The following is a 15,002-nucleotide window of genomic DNA, read 5'->3' on the forward strand; positions in this document are numbered from 1 at the left end:
AAAAAGTTTATGAAGCTATCCGTCTTGCTGACTGAATATCTCAAATCCTAGCTTAAAACGAGTTTAATTATATAAAAAACAGATTCTACTAAATGTCTTTCTGTGATATTCTTCCAAGGTATCATAAAAGATAAGGGGGTCTTTTCATGTTCAAAAAGCAGGTCAAATCCTGTGTGATCGTACTCATGGTCATCATTCTATGTATGGCAGCATTACCTGGATACGAGGCAGCAGCTGCCAGTCATGGAACAAGTGTCAATGAAGCCATTGGGTTAAAAAATGGTGAAGTCATCTCAGGTACATTACAGAATGAAAAGGAAGAGTCTTGGTATCAAATCACGCCATCTGCACAAGAGGTGGCAAAACATACACACATGCAAATTTCTGTGAAAAGTAAACAAGTGCTGTCTGTATCGGTCTATCCAAGCAAGGACAGAGCGATGAAGGATGACACATATTCAAGATATCGCGTGGACACAGCAAGCGGAGAGACAGAGATCAACTTCCCGCATGCATGGTCAGGTCCCTATTATGTCAAAGTGCTCTATTTAGGGTCAGAGGAAGACAGCCGTGATGAGGAAGAGGATGCGGCATATACAATCGGATATAAAGGAGCTAATCTTCCGCCTTCTGAACCTGTTTTTCCTGAAGAAGATGAGCCTGAAATCATTATTATTGAGAAAAAGTACGGGCGTGAAATTCTTCAATCGATTCGTACAATCGAAGATAAACGATTCAATGAAACAGCAGAAGGTCAAAAGCTTTCACGTCTGCTCCAAAAGACAAAGCCGTTTCTCAAATCAAAGCTCATCAAACATCAAAAAGAGCAGCAAAAGGTTTACAACCATCTGCTCACATTAAAAACACTGCTAAGTGACATAGAGAAAAATGGTGCATTTAGCGGTCATATCGTAACAGAAAAAGAACAGCAGGCGATCGGCTCCCTTTTTGATATGCTCAAAGAAGCAAGTCCGGCATATTTAAAAAAGGAATTAATAGCCGTCAGTCAAAAAATGGGCATCGATCAGCTTGAAGGAAAGTCAGTTGGTTATGTATTAGAGAAACAAAAACTTGTAAAAGAAGAGAAGGTTAAAACGAATAAGATCATTTTTAAATTAAAGGATGACCAAACACTTCAATCTGCGAAAAAGAAAATGAAAAGCTACGGCATCCAAGAAAACCGTGTGACATCACAGTCAGTCAGTCCTTTATTCAAAGGAATGTATGTCTATGATGTGCCAGCAGGGCAAGAATCCGCTGGAAAGACACTAAAAGCAGGCAAAGCGGCGATCAAGAGCACGGCAAGAAAGCTTTCCAGCATGCCGAATGTTGAATTTGCAGAGCCTGTTCAAACCTATCGTGCGCTAAGCAGCGACGCGCAGTATGGTTATCAGTGGCCGCTGAAAAACAGTGCGCAAAACAGCGGGAAAAAAGGCGCTGACGTCAAATTTGAACAAATGAATACACTGATTGGCACAAGCAAAATGAAGCAAACATTAATTGCTGTTGTGGATACAGGTGTAGACAGCCGTTTGACAGATTTAAACGGGACTGTTCGTACAGACTTAGGTGCGAATCTCATTGGACGAAACAAAGATGCGATTGATGACAATGGACACGGTACGCATGTGGCAGGCATCATTGCCGCAAAATCCGATAATCATTACTCAATGGCAGGTCTCAATCAACATACGGGCATCATTCCGGTGAAGGTGCTGGATGCCTATGGCTTTGGCGATACAGAGCATATTGCACTTGGAATCAAGCATGCAGTGGACAAAGGCGCAAAGGTGATCAACATGAGCCTTGGCGGCTACTACAGCAGAGTGATTGAATATGCAATGAATTATGCTGCACAAAGAAATGTACTAGTGGTCGTGGCAAGTGGAAATGATGGCGTACCAGAAATGGGCTACCCTGCCACGTCAAAATACGCAATGGCGGTTGGCGCAAGCAACCGTATGGATATTGCCGCTGAGTTTTCAAGCTATGGCAAAGGACTGAGCATGTCAGCACCAGGGTCGGATATTCCGAGCCTCATGCCTGATGGGAATGTCTCATACCTGAGCGGGACATCAATGGCGACACCATATGTGGCAGCAGCAGCAGGGTTACTGCTTTCTAAAAATCCATCCTTAAAGCCAAATCAAGTGAGAAATCTTTTGCAAAGTACAGCAGATGACATCTCATTTAAATCTATTGATGGAAAAGACGACGTTTTCTATGATGAAAACGAGGAGCCAATTGTCGATCCGAAAATCCCAGGAATTGATTGGATGACAGGACATGGCAGACTGAATGCATTTGCTGCATTAAGTGCTGTCGAATTGAATGCATCAGTGAACAAAGTGGAAGATCAGCATCAAAAGGTGACAGGTAAAGCAAAAGCCGGCGCTGCTATTTCTGTGTATAGAGGCAAAACGCTGCTTGGAAAAGGCACAGCAGGCAAAAAAGGCACCTTTAGTGTGAAGATTAAGCATCAGAACAAAAACAAGGTCCTTCACATTAAAATGTCAAAAGGAAAGGCCGCTACGACGCTCAAAACCGTCGTGAAAAAAGGCAAAGCACCAGCTAAGCCGAAAGTCAGCAAAGTAACAGTCAAAAGTAAAGCCGTCAAAGGGACTGCGGGTGCAGGCTTGACCATTAAAGTGAAAAACAAATCGAAGAAAGTCATCAAAACAGTCAAAACCAATAGCAAGGGTGCATTTTCTGCCCAAATCAAACCACAGAAAGCCAAAACGGTTTTATATGTGACCGCATCAGATGTGAGAAAAAGAGAAAGCAAAGCGGTAAAAGTGGTTGTGAAAAAATAAAAGAAGAACTTCCCTTTCTAAGAAAAGGGAGGTTTTTTTGTTTTTAACTGGAAATATACCAATTAATGTCGATAGTAATATAGTAGGAAAAAAAAGGAGGATTTATCGATGAAAAAAATCATGTTTGCTTTCTTTCTATCATTGCTTCTCGTATTCCCAAGCTTTGCACATGCTGAAGAAACAGGGGCAGTACCAGCATCAGTAGAAGTAACAAGTGTCACAGCAGCCGATAGTGGAATAGTGAATTACGGCTATGGCAGTAAATATCGCGTGGGTTCTTATTATCCAGCTACGTTTAAAGGGACACTTAAAGATGCAAGCGGAAACCTCATGCCTAATCAGCCGATCAAGCTTTATTTTGAAGCAGCCATCAAATCATATGCTCAAACAGCGACAGGCACAACAGACGAGAATGGACAGTTTTCACTGACGTTTCAAGTTCCTGCAGGTGCAGGCTACCAATCATACAATAATGCAGGCTGGTCAACACATTACTACGATATCGTTCCAGTGACGTTCACGTCAAACGACATCAAACTATCTTCAAATGTCACAAGTGTGTACCATTTGGCATATACATCACGTTACTAATCTCATAGAAAAAAAGGATGTCATCAGGTGACATCCTTTTCTTTTTGTTAGCAAACCTGCTGGGCGGCAACCGAAAGAGTCGATAAACAAACACTCATCAGCCGTTATTCCCAGATTCGATCGAGCGTTTAACTTTTAATCTTGAGCTTTGATAGATAAGAACTTTCACACTTGAACTTTGATCCTTGAACGTTCAGCTTTGAGCTTTTATCAAGGATCATCCTAAGATGATCATCAGATGAGGAGGGAATGACCTTTCCCTCGGAGGTGTTTAGTCCTATCGATTTTCGGCTCACTAACAAAATCAATTAATCGATCTGTATTTTCGTTAGTGTATTGCTTTCCGACAAGGAAAAATCAACTTCCATTTGAAAATCTTCAATTTCTTTCGAAAGCTGTTCAATTTTCACTCGAAGGCGAAGCGGATCGATGATCACCGCCTCATTTTCAGCTAGAAAAGACTTCACGATCTCTTGGTTGGTGGCTGCTTGTGTCTTTCCATCTTTCCCAAACAAGGTCTCTAAATGCTGATCAAGTCTCATTTTCACATCTTCATTCGTTTGTTCAGCTTTGTCGACCAGCTCTTTGTACACCTGTTTCATTTTCCGTAAATAACGAATATCGTAGTCTATCGACGTCTTTCGTTCAATCGCCTCTGCCACCGTCATACGGACACCCGCCACATCAATCATTGTGGTTGCATTTGATACAACGATGGCTGATTTGATGGCATTCCGGCGTTTGATTAAAGCTCGAATCGATTGATCATCAGCCTTTGCCTTTTTTTCAATCTCTTCTTGATTCTGAAATCCGTGCTGTATATGTTTCCCGATCATCAATCCACCGAGTACGGCTTCATCAACGGTTCGGTTGATTCTTTTATCTAACATTTTCAGTTCACTTAATGCTCTTGTAATGGTCATTTCCATATTCACGACAACTCCCTTGGTTCATCCTGAAATCATAGATTCCTATCATATACCAAAGTGTGCTTCTTTTACTAGCGATATCCTTTTTTGTCAGATGAAAAACCCCTGATGTTTATACACCAGGTTTTTCGCGTTTTTTCTGAATCCAAGCTGTCACGTAATAGGCAGCATAGCAGAGCGCAATGAAAGGAATGCCGCAGATGAGGGCAATCCGCTGATTTGGATCAAAGGCAATGCCGATGACAGATGCAAGACATAGGAGGAAGGCTGCAATCGGAACTACTGGATAGAGCGGTGTTCGAAAGGATAAATCATGAAGCTGTCCGCCTTCCTGTAAAAATCTTTTCCGGAACATAAACTGTGAGGCAGCAATCCCCATCCATACAACCACAACGGCCAGTCCAGAGATTGACACTAGGACAAGGTATACCGTTTCTGGTGCGATCACGCTCGATAGCAAAGAAAGAATACCACCGATCATACTTAAAATGAGTGCATTCAAAGGAATGCCTTTTGACGTCAGCTTCGCCAGTTTTTTAGGAAGTGTCCGTTCCTCAGAAAGCGACCAAAGCATACGAGATGATGCGTATAATCCTGAGTTTGCGGCAGATAAGATCGCGGTCAGGATGACAAAATTCATGAAATCTGCGGCATAAGGAATCCCGATACGATCAAATACCACGACAAATGGGCTTTTGATCACCCCGGCTTCTTCTACTGGAATCAAGCCAGCCAACACAACAATCGTTCCAACGAAAAACAGGACGAGACGCAGGACGGTTGTGCGAATGGCTCTTGGAATGGTCTCGTCAGGATTGACGCTTTCACCCGCAGCAATCCCAATCAACTCCGTACCTGAAAAAGCAAAGTTGACCGCAAGCATCGTCATTAAAATTGGTAAAAAGCCGTTTGGGAAAAGTCCGCCTTCGCCAGTGAAATTAGAAAAGAACGGAGCGGCCTCACCGCCCTTTAATGGGATCAAACCAAACATGGCAGCTCCGCCAAGAATAATAAAGAGAATAATAGCCATCACTTTAATACTGGAAAACCAAAACTCTGATTCTGCAAAAAACTTGACTGTAAATGCATTCAGTAAAAAGATGAGAAGAGCAAAAACACCACTCCACATCCAAACTGAAGTGTCTGGAAACCAGCGCTGCATTAATAGTCCTGCGGCTGTAAATTCCGAACCGAGTGCCACTGTCCATGTCAGCCAGTATAGCCAAGCAACCGTATAGCCTGTACCAGGTCCAATGTATTTTGTTGCATACGTATGAAAAGCCCCTGTGACCGGCATTGCGACAGACAGCTCACCTAAACAAAGCATCACGAGGTAGACAATTAAAGCCCCGACAAGATAGGCAAGAATGGTCCCCGCAGGTCCGGCCTGATTGATGGTATACCCAGAGCTTAAAAAGAGCCCTGTTCCAATGACGCCGCCTAGAGAAAGCATGAACAGGTGCCGGCTCGTCATTTTTCGTTGATATTGTTGTGACTGATCTTTTGCTTGTTCCATGTCTTCCCGCCCTTTTGCTTAGAAGTATGTGTGATGATTCATGATGCTACGATGTGGTTCGTTTTAAGATGTCATTGATATCTTCTGGGGTCGTCCGGCAGCAGCCGCCGATGATATGCGCGCCGTCTTTGTACCATTGATGCGCACATTCCCCAAAAGTAAGATGAGACGTATCTCCGTTCCATACTTTTTCTTCAGGATCATATATTTCACCTGAGTTTGGATATACCACAATCGGTTTGCTCGTTCCCTTTTTCATTTCTTGAATAAGAGAAGTAATAAATTGCGGCGGCGTACAGTTCACGCCGACGGCAGCGATTTGTTCATAAGGCTCAAGCGCCTGTACACATTCTCGAATGGAATCACCTTCACTAATGTGCAGGCCATCCTTTGCGCTGAATGTGATCCAAGCAGATACACCGCTGAATTCATCCTGCAGCAGCTTTGCAATGGCAGTTGCTTCAATCAGACAAGGAATCGTTTCGCATGCAAGAATATCTGCACCCGCTTCTACTAATGCCTGAATTCTTGGTCTGTGAAAATCAATAAGAGCCTGCTCTGAGAGTCCATAATTTCCTTTATATTCTGAACCATCAGATAAATAAGCGCCGAATGGCCCCACAGATCCAGCGACAAATGGTTTTGTCCGTCCTTCACGACGCGCTTCATCCTGCCAAAAAAGGTCGCGTGCCTCTTTCGCAAGAGTGACAGAGCGTTTCATGAGTTCAATCGCTTCTTCTTTTGTATAGCCTTTTTCAGCAAAGCCTTCAATCGTTGTTTGGTAGCTGGCGGTTGTTGCGCAGTCAGCACCTGCTTGGAAGTAGTCCAAGTGTACTTGCTGAATCAATTGTGGCTGTTCAATAAGTATTTTGGCTGACCATAAACGATCGTTTAAGTTACAGCCCTTTCGTTCAAGCTCTGTTGCTAATGCACCGTCTAAAATCAAAGGTGCGTGAGCCTGTAAACGGCTTTGAATAGGATTCATCGGAATCAAACAGCCTCCTTTTTAGATCGGAAATGATGGATATGATATGAGGCAGTAGTTTAAATGACTAAAGTGTTTTTGTCAAGGAGAGGAAAAAGCATCATAGGGCGGAAAAACCCTGAAAACATGCGGGTTTTGATGCATAAAAATGCAGTCAAAATAATAGAAAACCAAGTCATTGACAGCCTCTGAAAAGAGATATATATTATGGAAAGATTGATTTCAGAAAGCTTCATCAAAAGGCGCCGTCTTTTGATTTTTATGTTGTCCAACGACTGTCTTCTTTCGTGCAGAAAGAGGGTTTTTTATATGCTTAAAAAAGGAGGAAAGAAGAAATTGAAAAAATGTGTAAAAGATATAGCGATGATTCTAGTTGGTTCTTTTTTATTTGCCGCAGCAGTGAACATGTTTGTCATTCCGCTTGAATTTGGTGAAGGCGGCGTCACGGGGCTGTCCATTATTTTTTATTATTTGTTTGAGATTGCACCGTGGCTGACGAACCTCGTGTTTAATGCCATCTTACTGCTTGTCGGCTATAAGTATTTAGACAAGAAGACCACGATTTATACTGTGGTTGCCGTCGCAAGTAACTCTCTATTTTTGCACCTGACCACAACATGGGTCGTGAATGTTCATGAATTGATCATTGGAGCGATTTTTGCAGGAATTATCATCGGAATTGGGATTGGTCTTGTGCTCAGAGCAGGTGGAACAACGGCGGGTTCTGCCATTCTCGGAAGAATTGCCAACAAGTATTTAGACTGGAACGTGAGCTATGCCATTTTGTTCTTTGATCTGATCGTTGTATTTGCTTCCTATTTTATTATTGGTGCGGAAAAATTAATGTTTACCATTGTGATGCTGTACGTGGCGACAAAGGTGATGGACTTCGTGATAGAAGGACTTAACACGAAAAAGGCAGTGACGATTATTTCTTCATGCAAAGATGATATTGCGGAAGAAATCAATCACACCTTAGATCGAGGCGTAACGATTTTAAACGGACGCGGTCATTATTCAAAGGAATCGAAGGAAATTCTTTACGCGGTCATTCAAAAGCAGGAGCTCATGCGCCTTAAGAAAATTATTAAGAAAATAGATCGAGACGCATTCGTTGTTGTCCATGACGTACGCGATGTGTTCGGAGAAGGATTTGTGAATATATAAAAATGAAAAGACCCTAAAAAGGGTCTTTTTTTTATTCTCTATACCTCTTGTCACACAATACTATGTAATGTATAGTATAAATAGTTAGGAGTTGTAAACATGAATGCACAATTAAAAAAAGGATTACTGGAATTTTGTGTACTGGCGGTATTAAAGAAAGGCGATTCCTATGGTTATCAAATCATTAAAGATATGTCCCATTGTATTGAGATTTCAGAATCGACATTGTATCCGATTTTAAAGCGTTTAGAGCAAAACAATTATGTGGAGACCTATTCCCAGGAACATAACAGTCGATTAAGAAAATACTACCGCATGACAGAAAGCGGGCGGGAGCATATGGCGCAGTTTTTAGAGGAATGGGATCAGGTGATGGCGATTTACGACTTTATTTCTGGAGGACAGGGCAATGAATAAAAAAGAATTTTTGAGCAGCCTAAAGAAGCATCTGCATCTTCTAGGCGAAAAAGACAGTGATCGGTTTATCGAATACTACGATGAAATGATTGAGGATTATCAGGAAGATGGCTATAGTGAACAGGAAGCGGTTCAGCAAGTCGGACAGCCTGCTATGATCGCTGAAGGGATTATGAAGGAACAAGGTATAAAAACCGTTCAGGTGCCGACGTTTGGAGAAAAAGCCACAAGACTCTCCATTCTCATTTTAGGCTTTCCGTTATGGGGCAGTATTCTAGCAACAGTCTTCCTGCTGATTCTTTCTGTGTATATGGTGATTTGGTGCATTCCACTCGTGACAGGTGCATTGACGCTTACTGGTCTGCTCGGCGGTTTTTGGAGCATCATTGGTTCTCCATTTATTTTTCAGGACGGTTTGCATGTAGTGGTGACGCAGGTTGGCGTTGGTATTCTTCTATTAGGTGTCGGATTATTAAGCGGCATAGCCACGGCGTATTTGACAAAGCTATTTGTGCAAATGACTATTCAAACAACTAAGGCATTCATGGGAATGTTTAAAAAGAAGGTCGTGAGAGTATGAACGTGAATGATTTAAAAAAGCAATGCATCAAATGGGGGATCATCTTCACCGTTGCCGGAGGAATTGTCATGACAATTGGTTTTGGACTATCAGGCTTTGATTTAGATGCATATCACAACAATGACCAGAGTAACGTGTTCCGCACCATCAATTGGAGCAAGCCATAATAAATGAAAAAACCCGCTTATGCGGGTCTCAGCGTGTAGACAAACCCTGGCAAGATTGCCAATACATTTAAGGTGAACAAATCTGTGTTCATGATGGATCTTGTAAAGTGAAATTATAGAATATGAAGACAACAAAAAAAGAGCTTGCATAAGCTCTTTTTTATTCTGCCTTGACTGAAGGCAGATAACCTGTCTTTTTTTGTTTGTTTACTTACTTTAGTATTGCTGGTGTTAGGATTAAATACCAAGAAGGGATAGTTGAATTTGACGACGAATTTATCAAAATAAAACACTTTGTGAATTCCAAGATAGGCAGTCATGGGAGGAGGGGAATAGTGATGAGTGAGGAATTGAATAGTGAACAGATACTATATCTTAAGAGCTACGAAAGAGAAAAGAGATTATTAGCCTTTAACAGTGTGCAGGCTGGGGAAGAGTTCGAAGGGAACTCTAGTTTAAAGCTTGAATCACTAATAGGCAGATGGGTACTCATTGATTACATTGACAATGGTTTTGTCAATTCAGATACCCGGTGTGAATGTGGAAGACCATTAAGGTATCAGTACATTGTAAAACACAACCAGACTGGTAAAAGCAAAAGGCTAGGAATAAAACATTTTGAAGATCATATTGGATTGAAGAAAGCTGTTGTCAATCGAATTAAGAAAGAGTTTGCTTCCATACAAAAAGAGGTTGAAGAAATTTCTAATAGAAGAACACAATTAACTTGGTCCTTGGTGAATGAATTGGGTTATGTTCCAAGCATGAGTGAAGATATGAAGAAACAAGTCAAACTGGGTTTATCTCTTTCCAACAAGCAAATGAAAAAAATTAAACTGGAAATGGAACAGAAACATCAGTACAAAGAGAATGATCAATATAAAACTAATTTTGATCGAGATCTGTTCAGCTTTGATTCAGTCATTGAAACTGGTGAGCTAACGACAATCCAAAAGGAGAATATCCTGGCTTATATGGGAAAGGGAATAGAAAGTCCAAAAATCATTACTGACATGCTAATCGAGTATAACTTGATTAGTAATGAAAGATATTCTTCGGGTACACCCAAGGCTTATCCTTATGTATGCAAGTTCATGGGGAAAAAGGGTTTTTATTAAATTAAACGAGAAAAATGGTATTTAGGAAGTAGAATCGAAAATGAAAGAAGTGGCCGACAAACTAATCACTTGAAGTGTGAAAGAAGGTCAAGTACTAACATTATAATGTGTTACCGTTGAATGATCCCTCTGGTGTCTTTTTTTATTGTAAAAATGTTATTGAAATACAGGTCACTGTACAATACCTGAATTCAATTGAAACTAAACAGCCAGTCATCGAAAGATTTTCGACAACTGGCTGTTTTTATAAAGGTATATTTATCCCTTAGAGAGGATTTACTTTTTATCACTTAAGTGATTCAAACGTTTTCGAAGAACTAGGGATGAGACAGTGAAAACTGTGAATGCGCCAGCTGAACCAGCAGCAAACATCAGCACAAAGTTTTCGTTTGGGTCTTTGAATAACAAAGAGACCGAGAGAACTAAAGCCGCACCACTAATTCCTAATCCTAATATTGACATCGCTAATAATTTATTCATAGAAACACCCTCAGACTCACAATTTGAAACAAGCAACTACTGCACCCATCCCACCAGCTCCAAGAACTGCATATGCGCCAATACATGCTGCACATATTGGAGCAGTAACCGGCGTTGGAGCTGCACATGAACCAGCACAACCAACCGCAATTAAATAAGCCGCACCACTACCAATTCCAAGCACTGATGCAATGCAAGCTGCTTTTGCTTTTACGCCCTGTGTTTGAATTTCAGGAGGATTTTCTGCAAGTAATTCTTCATCTGACATATAAGATAGCTCAGTATCAACTGACTTTACAAGAGAACCATCCACATAAGTCTCAACCTTGAAATTACCCTTATCATTCTTTGTCACCAACATTTCATTTGCCTGTAAGACGGTATGATCCTCATCAATGAAAAGAGTGATATTACTAGGAAGGCTATAATCTCCATTTATAGGAACTGTAACAGCTGTAACTCCACCACCCACTTTATAAACACTGGATTTTTTCAATCCGTATGTATCTACAGGTGCTATAGCTTTAACTCCCCCGTTCTCTATAGTATCAAGCGCTATATTGACCATTTCAGCGGCAGCATCTCCCTTGATTGGAACAATTGAAGAATCACCTTCTTTCGCAGAAACCCCTGCAGTTGAAGAAAAACTAAAACAAATCAGGGAAAAAATCAATATTAATTGCAAGAATGATTTTTTCTTCTTAGACATAAAAATTTCCTCCTCTTTAATATTTTTGTTGCATTTAACTATTTATATGTAAATATTACATTTACCTTCCTTATTTGGTATTTTTGCAAAAATGAGTAATAACACCTAATTATTGTCCGTACAATCGACATTATTAATAGTTTTTGCTTTTAAGAGAATAATTCTAAATCACTAGTAAAAGGTGTAGAGGTCACAAAAATTATGTGGGGAATATAATTTGTAATGATTCAGAAGAGTTGTGGAAAGAGAAAAGAGCGCTGTAAAAAAAGACATGTTTATGAAGTACTTAGACATGTTAGGGGTGTATCGATAAATACCATGATATTTCTTTAAAGAGAAGTAAAAGGAGACTTTTAAACTTCACAGCTGCAAAATGGAGATCAAAACTCGCTATATTCTTTCTTCAGACGCAATTTTAAATTGCGACCTAAATTAGCGAGATAGCTATTGATTTGCCAGTAGAAAATCAGTATCCGTATATGATATATGGTGTTTCGCATTCTTTGTCAGTTCTGCGCTCCGATGCTCGTCCTTCCTAGGGCTGCAAAGGTTTTCTATCACGCTGAAAAGAAGACGAAGAGCTAAAATCAAGATCATTTTAGCCCTTTGTCAATAGTCTTTAAACCCGCTTATGTGGGTCTTTTTTTCGCTCGGGCCACAAAGAAGAAATAACAGCAAAGTGCGCCTAGATCACAAAGCATAATGATCAGACCCATTGGAAAGGCTGTTTGGCTTCCGGCTAGTCCGACAAGAGGTGTCATGCAAGCGCCTAGCAGCATTTGCGCAACACCGATCAGTGCAGCTGCACTTCCTGCATGCGCTCCGTGATGCTGCATCGCAAGAGACGGCGCAGAGGTGCCGACAATTCCAACACTTGAGACAACAAAAAACAGCGGAATCAGAATGCCGAACAATCCTGCATCAATCGAGATCATCAAAAATAAAGTGACTCCGCCTAATGCAGCTGTCAGCAATCCAATGCGAAGGACTTTCTCTTCACCGATTTTCGCAGCGACTCGGGCAAATACTTGTCCAGCCGTGATGATTCCAAGACTATTTACCGCAAAGGCCGCACTAAATCCTTGTGGAGAAAGGTTGAAAATTTCCTGAAGCACAAACGGTGAACCAGAAATATAGGCGAACATCGCTGCGAATACAAGACCTTGTGAGAGAGCATATCCAACAAAGAGACGATCACTGGCTAAAATTTTCATCGCGCCTGCAATCTGTTGAAAGCCCCCGGTCTGTCTACGCTCTGCGGGTAAGCTTTCTTGCAGTGAAAAAATCGATCTCAGCAGCATCAATGCCCCGAGAATTCCGAGTAGTACAAATACACCCTGCCATGTCGTGAAGCGTAAAATCTGTCCGCCTGCAATAGGCGCGGCTGCCGGAGCAACCCCATTGACTAACATCAGCAGTGCAAAGAATTTCGTCATTTCTGATCCTTCATAATGATCTCGGACAATGGCTCGTGCAATGACAATGCCAGCTGAACCAGCAAGTCCTTGAATCAATCTAAGAAGAATGAACGTCCAAATCGATGTGACCACTGTACAAAGAAGGGATGCCGCAATAAAGATGATCAACCCAATCATCAGCGGTTTTCTTCTGCCGATCGTATCGCTGATCGGACCTGCAATCAGCTGGCCAAGCGCCAGTCCAATGAGACAAGCCATCAGACTTAATTGAGACAACGCCGTGCTCGCCTCAAAATCACGAGCAATATGAGGCAAAGCAGGTAAATACATATCCATTGCCAGCGGAGCAAGGGCTGTTAAAGATCCGAGCAATGCGGCAAGGAGAAATCGATTTTTTTTCGATTCTTGGGGATAAGATAAAGAACTCATATGATGACAACACTCCTCGTATACTTCCTCAACACAGCATAATGAATCAAGCGTTCCTTTTCAATGAAAAATTTTCAAAGATGATTCCGTGCAAAATGATTGATCTTTCGAATGAGACTCTTTACATTGAATGAGTAGAGAAAAGAGTAAGGTGATCGTATGCAGTGATTGCATGATACGTATACCCACTAATAGAGAGCAGGAGGTGCTGACATGAAGCAGCAAGAGCTGATCATTCGTCAAGCAGTCAAAGAAGATCATGAGGCCATCACACGCGTGCTGATCAAATCCTATGCACAGTATGAGCCTCAATTTACAGAGGAAGGCTGGCAAAATTATTCTGCCGCGCTTGCAGCAGCTGTAGATAATCCGAACATGGAGCTGATGCTTGTGGCGGAGCTTGACGGCAAGGTCGTGGGGACGCTTCAAATGTTCCGGTCATCAGAGCAAGCGTATGACAAACCTGAAATGGGCATTACATCAGCCATCGTCCGGTTTTTAGGAGTAGATCCCGATGTGAGGGGAAAAGGCATTGCAGAATCATTGCTGCGTAAAAGTATTGAACTGACGCAATCATGGGGCGAAAATGTCCTGTATCTTCATACATCTGATAAAATGCAGGCTGCCATTCGCCTATATGAAAGAATGGGCTTTGAGCGTGCGCTTGATAAAGAATTTGTGAACCAAAATGGGACACATGTCAAGAGCTATCAATATGTGATCAAGAAAGAACAGCCGGCAGGCTCATAATATAATGTGCAGCAAAAGGAAGAGCTTACCTCCATGGACAGCTCTTCCTTTTTTCAATTTACGCCCACAGTACCAGCGCCCAATAGGATACCACCCACGAGATGAAACCGAACATGACAAAGAATTTTAACATGCGCTCATAAGGAGACAGCTTTCGTTCTCTCTTCGTTTTCACCAGCTGCCAATAAAGGACATAGCCGCAAATCATGAGGATGATTTGTCCAAGCTGTGTAAAGTTTCAAGAGTCGTGATTCCGTTCATTTATTTCACCTCATCATAGGTCTTCCATAAGTAAATGAGGCAATCCTTTATTTCTTCAAAAAAATCGGTGTATACTGGAAAGAAACGAGATGTTTAGAGGGAGTTGTGACATGTTGTTTTCGCTGCATGCGGATCGTTGGGATAAAGTCATCGAGAGAAAAATCAAATACGATCAAAAAGTTGTGGAACATACCTGTCAGCTGTTAGACACAAAGGAGCAGCAGGCTGTGCTGTTTCACAAGATTGAAGAACCGTTTACGATGAGGGCAGGTGAGGGTGCTCTAACCATTCCAAAAGGGAGCTATACGACCGCCTATTATTGGAAGGATCGTCCTTATAACATATATTTCTGGAGAGATGATCAAGGGAAGGAACTAGGATCTTATTTGAATATGGTGGGAGATACACAGTTCAACGGGCAGCTGGTCATGTTTGAAGACCTCATTATTGATCTTCTCATTCTTCCGAATGGTGATGTCTTTGTGCTGGATGAAGATGAATTGCCGGAGAGTTTAGCGGATTTTGAACACGGTACAGTACGGCGGGCATTAGAGAGCGTGACGGCTTCGTTAGAAAGCATTCTCGATCAAGTGAGGGCAGATGCCGAAGGGAAATATCATCACAGCTTGTTTGAGCCGATGTTGAAATAGAAAAAACGATTCCTCGCTGAAA

15 protein-coding genes and 1 pseudogene are annotated in these 15,002 nt (G+C 41.6%); 9 read left to right on the top strand and 7 right to left on the bottom strand.

Annotation, left to right across the window (positions count from 1 at the left end; translation table 11 throughout):
• The first annotated feature begins 146 nt into the window (after positions 1-146).
• Both MHH65_RS01405 and MHH65_RS01410 read left to right on the top strand, forming a co-directional pair.
• A complete protein-coding gene (locus MHH65_RS01405) occupies positions 147-2,813 on the top strand; it encodes a S8 family peptidase (RefSeq protein ID WP_098677759.1) in 2,667 nt (888 codons plus the stop codon).
• A 108-nt stretch (positions 2,814-2,921) separates the two neighbouring features.
• Positions 2,922-3,404 (top strand): Ig-like domain-containing protein, encoded by a 483-nt coding sequence (locus tag MHH65_RS01410; protein ID WP_041106180.1) that lies wholly within the window; start codon positions 2,922-2,924, stop codon positions 3,402-3,404.
• A 308-nt stretch (positions 3,405-3,712) separates the two neighbouring features.
• On the opposite strand, the gene MHH65_RS01415 is transcribed toward MHH65_RS01410, so the two are convergent.
• The 3 genes from MHH65_RS01415 to mmuM form a co-directional block, all read right to left on the bottom strand.
• Positions 3,713-4,333 (bottom strand): hypothetical protein, encoded by a 621-nt coding sequence (locus tag MHH65_RS01415; protein WP_098677761.1) that lies wholly within the window; start codon positions 4,331-4,333, stop codon positions 3,713-3,715.
• A gap of 112 nt (positions 4,334-4,445) precedes the next feature.
• Positions 4,446-5,849 (bottom strand): S-methylmethionine permease, encoded by a 1,404-nt coding sequence (mmuP, locus tag MHH65_RS01420; protein ID WP_024427433.1) that lies wholly within the window; start codon positions 5,847-5,849, stop codon positions 4,446-4,448.
• Positions 5,850-5,895: 46 nt separating this feature from the next.
• Entirely contained in the window at positions 5,896-6,834 is a 939-nt protein-coding gene (mmuM, locus tag MHH65_RS01425; RefSeq protein ID WP_061110491.1) for a homocysteine S-methyltransferase, read from the bottom strand.
• Positions 6,835-7,170: 336 nt separating this feature from the next.
• Here mmuM and MHH65_RS01430 point away from each other — a divergent pair, with 336 nt between their 5' ends.
• The 5 genes from MHH65_RS01430 to MHH65_RS01450 all read left to right on the top strand — a co-directional run bounded on the left by MHH65_RS01430 (position 7,171) and on the right by MHH65_RS01450 (position 10,283).
• A complete protein-coding gene (locus tag MHH65_RS01430; protein ID WP_034283328.1) occupies positions 7,171-8,001 on the top strand; it encodes a YitT family protein in 831 nt (276 codons plus the stop codon).
• A gap of 99 nt (positions 8,002-8,100) precedes the next feature.
• Positions 8,101-8,418 carry a PadR family transcriptional regulator gene (locus tag MHH65_RS01435; RefSeq protein WP_024424392.1) on the top strand — a complete coding sequence of 106 codons (318 nt, stop codon included), beginning with the start codon at positions 8,101-8,103 and terminating at the stop codon, positions 8,416-8,418.
• Complete coding sequence (locus MHH65_RS01440) at positions 8,411-8,998, top strand: DUF1700 domain-containing protein (protein ID WP_070326637.1); 588 nt, start codon at positions 8,411-8,413, stop codon at positions 8,996-8,998. The genes MHH65_RS01435 and MHH65_RS01440 overlap by 8 nt, the downstream gene beginning before the upstream one ends.
• Entirely contained in the window at positions 8,995-9,165 is a 171-nt protein-coding gene (locus tag MHH65_RS01445; RefSeq protein ID WP_167364606.1) for a hypothetical protein, read from the top strand. The genes MHH65_RS01440 and MHH65_RS01445 overlap by 4 nt, the downstream gene beginning before the upstream one ends.
• Before the next feature lie 338 nt (positions 9,166-9,503).
• On the top strand, positions 9,504-10,283 hold the full coding sequence (locus tag MHH65_RS01450; protein WP_098677762.1) for a hypothetical protein: 780 nt from the start codon (positions 9,504-9,506) through the stop codon (positions 10,281-10,283).
• A 276-nt stretch (positions 10,284-10,559) separates the two neighbouring features.
• On the opposite strand, the gene MHH65_RS01455 is transcribed toward MHH65_RS01450, so the two are convergent.
• The 3 genes from MHH65_RS01455 to MHH65_RS01465 form a co-directional block, all read right to left on the bottom strand.
• The gene (locus tag MHH65_RS01455) at positions 10,560-10,763 is read right to left on the bottom strand and encodes a hypothetical protein (RefSeq protein WP_034283153.1); all 204 of its coding nucleotides are present in this window, start codon (positions 10,761-10,763) and stop codon (positions 10,560-10,562) included.
• Positions 10,764-10,779: 16 nt separating this feature from the next.
• Positions 10,780-11,472 carry a hypothetical protein gene (locus MHH65_RS01460; RefSeq protein ID WP_197172481.1) on the bottom strand — a complete coding sequence of 231 codons (693 nt, stop codon included), beginning with the start codon at positions 11,470-11,472 and terminating at the stop codon, positions 10,780-10,782.
• Positions 11,473-12,101: 629 nt separating this feature from the next.
• Positions 12,102-13,319, bottom strand: coding sequence for a multidrug effflux MFS transporter (locus MHH65_RS01465; protein WP_098677763.1), 1,218 nt, complete (start codon positions 13,317-13,319; stop codon positions 12,102-12,104).
• Between the two features lie 213 nt (positions 13,320-13,532).
• Here MHH65_RS01465 and MHH65_RS01470 point away from each other — a divergent pair, with 213 nt between their 5' ends.
• Complete coding sequence (locus MHH65_RS01470) at positions 13,533-14,069, top strand: GNAT family N-acetyltransferase (protein WP_024427428.1); 537 nt, start codon at positions 13,533-13,535, stop codon at positions 14,067-14,069.
• A 58-nt stretch (positions 14,070-14,127) separates the two neighbouring features.
• Here MHH65_RS01470 and MHH65_RS01475 read toward each other — a convergent pair.
• Positions 14,128-14,330: pseudogene (locus tag MHH65_RS01475) on the bottom strand (hypothetical protein).
• 110 nt (positions 14,331-14,440) lie between these two features.
• On the opposite strand from MHH65_RS01475, the gene MHH65_RS01480 reads away from it, so the two are divergent.
• The gene (locus tag MHH65_RS01480; protein ID WP_162860207.1) at positions 14,441-14,980 is read left to right on the top strand and encodes a DUF402 domain-containing protein; all 540 of its coding nucleotides are present in this window, start codon (positions 14,441-14,443) and stop codon (positions 14,978-14,980) included.
• Positions 14,981-15,002 lie beyond the last annotated feature (22 nt).

Source organism: Bacillus sp. FSL L8-0654 (assembly GCF_038629965.1).
In the GTDB taxonomy this organism is placed as follows: Bacteria; Bacillota; Bacilli; order Bacillales; family Bacillaceae; genus Bacillus; species Bacillus safensis.

Bases quoted from the DNA above. Each gene is read 5' to 3' on its own strand.
- MHH65_RS01405 (WP_098677759.1), top strand. From the start codon at position 147: ATGTTCAAAAAGCAGGTCAAATCCTGTGTGATCGTACTCATGGTCATC.
- MHH65_RS01410 (WP_041106180.1), top strand. From the start codon at position 2,922: ATGAAAAAAATCATGTTTGCTTTCTTTCTATCATTGCTTCTCGTATTC.
- MHH65_RS01415 (WP_098677761.1), bottom strand. From the start codon at position 4,333: ATGGAAATGACCATTACAAGAGCATTAAGTGAACTGAAAATGTTAGAT.
- mmuP (WP_024427433.1), bottom strand. From the start codon at position 5,849: ATGGAACAAGCAAAAGATCAGTCACAACAATATCAACGAAAAATGACG.
- mmuM (WP_061110491.1), bottom strand. From the start codon at position 6,834: ATGAATCCTATTCAAAGCCGTTTACAGGCTCACGCACCTTTGATTTTA.
- MHH65_RS01435 (WP_024424392.1), top strand. From the start codon at position 8,101: ATGAATGCACAATTAAAAAAAGGATTACTGGAATTTTGTGTACTGGCG.
- MHH65_RS01440 (WP_070326637.1), top strand. From the start codon at position 8,411: ATGAATAAAAAAGAATTTTTGAGCAGCCTAAAGAAGCATCTGCATCTT.
- MHH65_RS01445 (WP_167364606.1), top strand. From the start codon at position 8,995: ATGAACGTGAATGATTTAAAAAAGCAATGCATCAAATGGGGGATCATC.
- MHH65_RS01450 (WP_098677762.1), top strand. From the start codon at position 9,504: ATGAGTGAGGAATTGAATAGTGAACAGATACTATATCTTAAGAGCTAC.
- MHH65_RS01455 (WP_034283153.1), bottom strand. From the start codon at position 10,763: ATGAATAAATTATTAGCGATGTCAATATTAGGATTAGGAATTAGTGGT.
- MHH65_RS01460 (WP_197172481.1), bottom strand. From the start codon at position 11,472: ATGTCTAAGAAGAAAAAATCATTCTTGCAATTAATATTGATTTTTTCC.
- MHH65_RS01465 (WP_098677763.1), bottom strand. From the start codon at position 13,319: ATGAGTTCTTTATCTTATCCCCAAGAATCGAAAAAAAATCGATTTCTC.
- MHH65_RS01470 (WP_024427428.1), top strand. From the start codon at position 13,533: ATGAAGCAGCAAGAGCTGATCATTCGTCAAGCAGTCAAAGAAGATCAT.
- MHH65_RS01480 (WP_162860207.1), top strand. From the start codon at position 14,441: ATGTTGTTTTCGCTGCATGCGGATCGTTGGGATAAAGTCATCGAGAGA.